The sequence below is a fragment of the Fodinibius sp. genome, assembly GCF_041642155.1.
Lineage (GTDB): Bacteria > Bacteroidota > Rhodothermia > Balneolales > Balneolaceae > Fodinibius.
In genome coordinates this window covers 1-7,121 of sequence record NZ_JBEPWZ010000146.1, presented here as the reverse complement: position 1 = coordinate 7,121, position 7,121 = coordinate 1, and the positions used below count along the sequence as shown (strand labels likewise).

General features: G+C 51.4%; 5 protein-coding genes. All 5 read right to left on the bottom strand.

Translation table 11 applies throughout. The features are described from left to right. On the bottom strand, positions 1-810 hold an 810-nt coding region (locus tag ACESLU_RS09395), incomplete at its 3' end, for an ABC transporter permease (protein ID WP_372638338.1). A 2-nt stretch (positions 811-812) separates the two neighbouring features. Next, entirely contained in the window at positions 813-1,760 is a 948-nt protein-coding gene (locus tag ACESLU_RS09390) for an ABC transporter ATP-binding protein (RefSeq protein ID WP_372638336.1), read from the bottom strand. 2 nt (positions 1,761-1,762) lie between these two features. Next, entirely contained in the window at positions 1,763-2,944 is a 1,182-nt protein-coding gene (locus tag ACESLU_RS09385) for an NEW3 domain-containing protein (RefSeq protein WP_372638334.1), read from the bottom strand. Between the two features lie 263 nt (positions 2,945-3,207). Next, positions 3,208-4,311, bottom strand: a complete 1,104-nt coding sequence (locus ACESLU_RS09380; protein ID WP_372638332.1) for an aminopeptidase — start codon at positions 4,309-4,311, stop codon at positions 3,208-3,210. A 266-nt stretch (positions 4,312-4,577) separates the two neighbouring features. Further along, the coding region (locus ACESLU_RS09375; protein ID WP_372638330.1) for a translocation/assembly module TamB domain-containing protein at positions 4,578-7,121 on the bottom strand (2,544 nt) is incomplete at its 5' end.

The window sequence follows — 7,121 nt, the reverse complement described above, 5'->3', positions numbered from 1 at the left end:
AGGGATTGTACCGGACACCTGTTCAAAACTCAGTCCCCCGAGGCTCCTGATGGACGGGGTTAGCAGGATGGTCGTCAGTTCGTTAAACAAAAATTCGGGCGATATCCTGGACAGCATCACCGTAAGCGTCCGGGCCGCATAATTGCTATAGGTGGTGGCACTGACCAGAAAGTTGACCAGCATCGAATAAAAGACAGTAAAGAAAAGCCAGATGGCCAGCGTACATAAGGCGGAGGTCGATGACTGGCGAAACACAATGGAAAAGGTGATCCCGAGGTTCAGCCAGAAAGCGACATAGATGCAGGTGAAAACCAGGAATGCAATAATTCGCACCAGTTCTTCTGCGGCGGGAGCCAGTCCGATATACAGCATGCCCAGACCCAGCACCAGAAAACCCAGGGCAAAAATGAGGGCGAAAATCACGATCAGGGCCCCCACAAACTTGCTGTTGATAAAATAATCCCTGGGGATCGGCTGGGAGATAACCCGGCTCAAGGTCCCTTTGTCCCGCTCAGAGTTTACCGCATCAAATCCCAGGGCAATCCCGACCAGCGGTCCGAGAAAGCCGATAAGCGTTATAAACGGGGGGAGGTTATTGATTGATTCGGTAAATATCTTCAAATAGAGAAACGTGGTGTCCGCACTGAGCTGGGCCGGGTTATCCTGAATAACGGATAATATCGTGTAGATGGATCCGCTGGTCGTCAATACGATCAGGGCGACGAGGATGATAAACCGCCAGCTTCTGACGTGATCCGAAATTTCCTTTTGTACCATCACCCAGAACGGTCTCACGGTATCGGTATCCATGGTCATTGCTTTACTCCACCTCCTTCGAAATAATGTTGATAGATTTCGTCCAGTCCGTATTCTTTATACCAGAGCCGGTATAAATTTCCGCCATTACGCACCACCGCTTGCGAAATCAGGGGGGCCGCCTCTCGCCTTCCCTTTATCCTGATGAGCCCTCCATCCATCTCAACATGTCGTATCGTTTCCGTTTGCTTCAATTCACTGATCAAGCCATCGGTCACGGGATCGACTTCCGCCGTAATGGAGGCCTCCCGGCCGCCAAACAGCTCATTGGCCAGCTCGTGGATATTCCCCTCCGCCAGCAGCTGTCCCTCTACCAGTATACCTACCCTGTCACATATCTTCTGGACCTGGTGCAGAAGATGGGAACACAAGAGCACGGTAATACCCTGTTCTTTGCTCCAGCTCCTGATCATATCCAGGAACTCGTTAATGCCCTTGGGATCGATGCCGATGGTGGGTTCGTCAAGCACGATGATTTCCGGGCCCGTGATCAGCACATCGGCCAGGCCCAGCCGCTGGATCATTCCCTTGGAGTACGTCTTTGTTTTCTGATCTCCGACTGCTCCCAGGCCCACAATATCCAGCAAATCCTGGGCGGATTCGACCGCTTTCTCCCGGGGAACCCGGTTTAACATCGCCGTATAGACCAGGCTTTCCAGCCCCGTACTGTTTCCGGAAAAGCCCACCTCGTCGGGCAGGTAGCTGGTGACAGTTTTTACCCTGATCGGTTCCGATGTCGCATTGTATCCCTTGACCGTAACCCGGCCCGAGGTCGGTTCCGTAAGTCCCAGAAGCGTCAGGATAACGGTCGTTTTTCCCGCACCGTTGGGACCCAGCAGTCCATAGATCTCTCCTCTTTCAATCTCCAGGTCCAGCTGATCCACGGCCCTGGCATCCCGGTAATCCTTTACCAGATGTTCAATCCTGATTATGGGATCGCTCATGGCTATCTCCTCCCGTATCTTTTAAACAGGAAAGCAATTCCGCCGACTACAACAAGGATGATAAAGATCCCCGCTGATCCCCATACGATTGATTTGCTGACGGTTACCCGGAAGGTGGCCTCCGATGAGGCCTCCGGGGTGTCGGCGTCTATCTGCAGCCGGTAATCACCGGCAATGGCTTTGCTGCTGGCGGCTATGGTCGCATCTACCGTGGTGGTTTTCCCCGGGCCCAGGCGGGTTACCTCTTCGTTCTCAAAATCGACCTTCCACTCAGCGGGTGCCGAAGCATTGAGCGAGATATCCCGCAGCGGGACCGTGCCGCTGTTTTCCAGCAACAATTCGATTGTTTGCTCGCCCCCGGCCGTTACCTCCGTGCTCAGCCGACTGGAAGGGGTTGACAAATTTAAATCATACTTACCCTTTATAACCGCCTCCAGCGTATCCCGGGCCGAAGTACTGCCGGAAGTGGCCCGGATGACAACCTCGCTGGTATCGGCCTCTGTCTGCTCGGGCGGGGTTACCTGCACCGATATATTCTCGCTCTCGTTCGAGCCGATCGCAACCGAAGTGGCATAGTTGCCTCCCACACGGAACCGTACATCCCAGCCCGGCGGGGCTGCGGACGAGAGGGCGTAGTTCTGCTCCCGGGCAGTCTGGTTGTTCAACGTGAAATTATAATTGAAATCGGAATCGGCATATCCCTCCATGTTAGCCTGATCGACTTGCATTTCGGTCCGGAACACCCCCTGCTCGGTAACCTGAACATTCAGGGGCAACAGGAATTCCATGCCGCTGTCGGTCTCGGCAAATAACTCGAAAGTGTAATATCCTTTGCTGATTTTGAGTGGGACGTTCAGCTTGAGCTCAACCTCTTTGGCATTTTCCGATTCAAATGTTTTTGGTTTTACCGCGATCTTTTGGATGCTGTTGGTACCCGCCGTCAGGGAGGGTTCCCAGCTGTTGGGCACGCCCCGCAGCGAAAGATTTACATTTTGTATCTTTTCTGTCTCGTTAATGATTTCAATATTGTATGTCAACGTTTTGCCCGGCGTTACAGACTGACTCGTATAGGCCGTATACAGCAGAATCCCCTGATCGGGAGGCGTGGCAAGAATCAACAACGGAGACAGAAAAAGGGTGAGCAAAAAGACAAGTTTTCTAAATACAGAACCTTTTTTTTCCATATCTAAAACAGATCTTCTTATTTTGTATGTAGACGTATATGATAAGTTTTAACTATTATATACGAACATCTGAATTATTTATTATGTGATTAAAACTGATAACCTGCAGGAAGCCCTTGTAAAACCAGTCCTGAAGTATCGGGAAAAGCCATGGCCAGAGGGAGGATGGAATAACCCATACGCCAGAATTTCAACCGACCGATAACGCCGACGTTGGACAAAAGACGGTTTGGCAAAGGCTTCTGTTGATATAAGCACGGAGGCTACCGTATCAGGTTTTCCGGATTCAGTCCCTTTAAGTCATCCGCGATAAAGGTGCGTCCCTCTCTCACTTTCTCCCCATCCAGATACACATCGGCGCCGATACAGACCAGGTCCCAGTGAATGTTGCTTTCGTTTCCATTGGGAGCTATTTCATAATCGTTACCAAGTGTCAGGTGATTGGAGCCGTAGATTTTTTCGTCGAACAGGATATCATACATCGGCTCTTCGATTACGGGATTGAGTCCGAAGCTGAACTCGCCAAACTGGCGCGCGCCGGCATCGGTATCCAGGATCTCCTCAAGCGCCTCGTTATTGGATGAGTCGAAATCGACCACAACCCCGTCGCGCACTTCCAGCCTCACAAACTCAAAAGGCTTGCCCTGGTACACCGAAGGGGCATAGCTGATATGTCCGTTTACGGATGAACGTATGGGCGAGGAAAAAAGCTCTCCGTCGGGGATATTGCGCTTGCCGAAGCAGGGAATCCAGGTCTGATCCCTGACCGAAAACTCGATGTCGGTTCCCTCTCCCTTCAGCCGAATGTGATCCGTTTGCTCCAGCCGGTCCTGCAGCGGTTCCATGGCCTCGGCCAGCTCGTCATAGTCCAGCAGGCACGCTTTATAATAAAAGTCCCTAAATTTTTGCGTCGGCATCCGGGCGTTCATGGCAAAAGCTTCGGAAGGATAGCGTAGTACCACCCAGCTGGTGTTGTTTACGCGCTCCTTGAAATGGACCGGATCGGCAAAGTAATCGGCGTATGCTTTATTTGCTTCCCTGCTGACATCCGCCTGCTCATATATATTCAGCGAGGCGCGTATACCGACGAAGGCATCCATCTGCTTCATCAGGGGAAGCTGGTCTACCTCCGCCTGATTCTTCCAAAATTCCTTGTCACCGGTTTCAGCGAGCATACGGCGAATTTCGGCATCCTCTATCCGGATAAAGGGATGGGCGTTCATGGCCCGGACCTCTTCGACGAGTGCCCGCAGCAGGCCGATTCCATTGAGTCCCACCAGCTGGAGCATCACATTTTGTCCCTCTTCCAGCTCACAGCTGAAGGTTAATATTTTTTGAGCTAACTGCTTGTCTCTTTCGTTATACATATATGCTATTATTAAATTTAAAAAATCATTTTTTTAACGTTCCGCAAAATAACAAGCTATTTCCCAAAGTACACCAAAATTAGTTAAAAAGAGGGCTTTGAATAACTCAACGAGGCCTTTGAAAAACCAGTCCCGAAGCATCGGGAAATACCAACCCCTGATTGATTCCAAAACCGGAGTGTATATATAAACGATACATGAGGATTTTGAAATCGCGAAAATGTAGAGATTGGGCAAAACAACGGTTTTGCAAAGGCCTCTCAACATTAATAATCATACTCCCATTGCATATCAATCCCCTGGCGGTTGTCGACCCCCTGACTCAGGATAAGCCGTAAGTTCTCTTTTAAGTAATATTCGAGATAAAAACCGGTCGTCGGAGTTGACCCGGTAATCACATTCTGTATCGCAAAAAACACTTTGGGATTGATATACCAACCCGTGCTGATCGAGGTGCCGCTCTCCCCGCCTACACGGGTATTTTCAATACGCACCACATCGATGCCGAGGTGACGCGTTGCCAGCGACTCCACCCGGTCCATCAGCACATCCAGAGCAAAATCAGCGGCCGTATTACTGCTGCTGGTACGCGCTACGCTCTGTTCTGCGGGATTAAGCTTGTAGAAAGGCTGTCCAAACAGCGTATAGCTGATAATGCCCGCCAAGTCCATCGGGGGACTGCTTTCATACTTGAACTGGGGGTCTTCTACGGTGCCTTCAATAATGTACCATATCTTGATCTCCTGATCGGTCTGCGGCGGCTCATACAAGGTCCTTATGTTAACTTCGGGGTTATCGACCGGCCCCGCAAATGCCAGGGCCCCCTCTTCCAGCTCAAAGCGTTTCCCCAAAGGCTCCGCATAGCCATCGGACGTGTTCAGGTTACCAAACATCTGCAGGTCGCCGCCGGCATCCTTTAACAGGTCAATTTGTCCCTCCAGTTCCAGCTCCATCGCCAGGTAGCGCTGGTTACGCACAAAAAACCGGCGATTGAACCCTACATCCATATCCAGGCTCAGCGAATCGTACAGGCTGATATCGGGTTCCGGTGCCACGGTTGTGTCAAGGTTCACCGCTTCGACCGATTTTTCGCCAAAATTGTCCAACTCCACAAACCCGTTGATGACATCCAGGGTTCCGCTTAAACTGGGTTGTGACACGCTCCCCCCCACAACCACATCGAGATTAATAATCCCGTTATACTCCTCCGTATTGGCCACCTTAAAATTTTTGGCACTGATATTCATCTTCACAGCACCGGGTACCAGTTCACTGAATGCCACGGTTCCCCCCGCATTCAGGTCTCCGCTCCCGCTTTTCATGCTGAGCCTGCTCAGTTCAATCTCACCGGGTTTGAACCGGATTGTCGAGACAATATTATCCAACCGGATATTCGCCGGAACCACTCGTAAGGCTCCTTTCTGCAAACTGAATTCCCCCGATGTTTGCAAATCGCTGCGGGGACCTTCTATGTCAACCATTCCGTCCACGCGTCCCTGCAAATTGCGCACCATGTCCCGGTTCAAAAAATCATTCAGGGCTTTCAGGTTAAACTGGTTGGTCTGTACCTTCACCGAAAGGCTATCTTCGGGACCGGGCAATCCAACGTCCCAGCTCCGCAAATTTACATCCAGCGGCATCCGGGCGTCGACCTGCAGCGCTTTCTGATTAAGAGAGGTGAGCGAAGCATTCAAATTGAGGTTCGATTGCGTGTGCTGGTATTCCAGGGAAGCGACAAGCGAATCAATGGGCACCCCCGAAAGCATTGCCTCTTTGAGATGAAAAGTGGCTCCCATTTTTGGCTCCCCGGCTTCTCCTTCCAGGGTTCCCTCGAATTGCAGGATCCCCTCCGTATTTTCATATCCGGCCTGCTCCAGCAAGGTTTCAAAACGGCCTAATGCAATCGCATGCAGTACCAACTTTCCGCTTACCGGCTGTTCAAAAAAGCGTTCTTCCAAAAGCTCCGGGTTCTCGGCCCTGAAGGGAATATCCAGATCTCCTTCGGCGATGAGCTCCCCTCCCTGGTGCAATTCCATCAAACCTTCAAGTCGCCTATTGTCAATATCGGCCTGCAGCTTGAACGTATCCAGCACCGTTTCCTCGTATTGTACATTCGACATCAGCAGGTCCCCGGTAGCCACCAGACTCGTATCCGTCCGGTCTGCACGAAACTCGCCCATAAGCACTCCGTCGAGATAGGATTTATCCAATATCGCATCCTGGATGGCCTTCAGGTTCAATTTCTGGGCTCGGAAATACCCCTTTTGGTGCAGCGAATCAGCATGGGGTACCGCCAGCTCCATATAAGACGATCCGTCGCCGGAACGGATATGCAGGGTATCCGTCTGCAAGGTGCTGTTGGACCATGCGACATGAAACGGTTTTTGCAACGACAGCGTACGCAAACTACTCGTCAGGTCGAAGGTGTTCATTTCCATCATCAGTGAATCTTCGCTCACCCGGTACGCACCTGCCTGCTGAATGCGGTTTTGGTGCCGGCCGGCGAGCTCAAGTTCATACGTGCCGTTAAATGCCGCGCCCGACCGCTGTCCTTCGGTTTTCAGCCTGATATTTTGCAAGTCAAGAGACGCAACGACCGGACGAACAATTTCAAAGTCCGCCATATATTCCGGTTCTTCGGAAAGCCCGAAGCGAAGTCCCCCGGATACCTCCGGAGCTGTAAACTGGTTATCATAATTTACCTCCTCGAGATCGGCTTTTCCCTCGAATACCATCAGATCCTGCCCATTGGGCGTCAGTTTACCGTTTATGCTGCCGGCAGCCTGCAGTACGTCCACTCCGGCAACAGG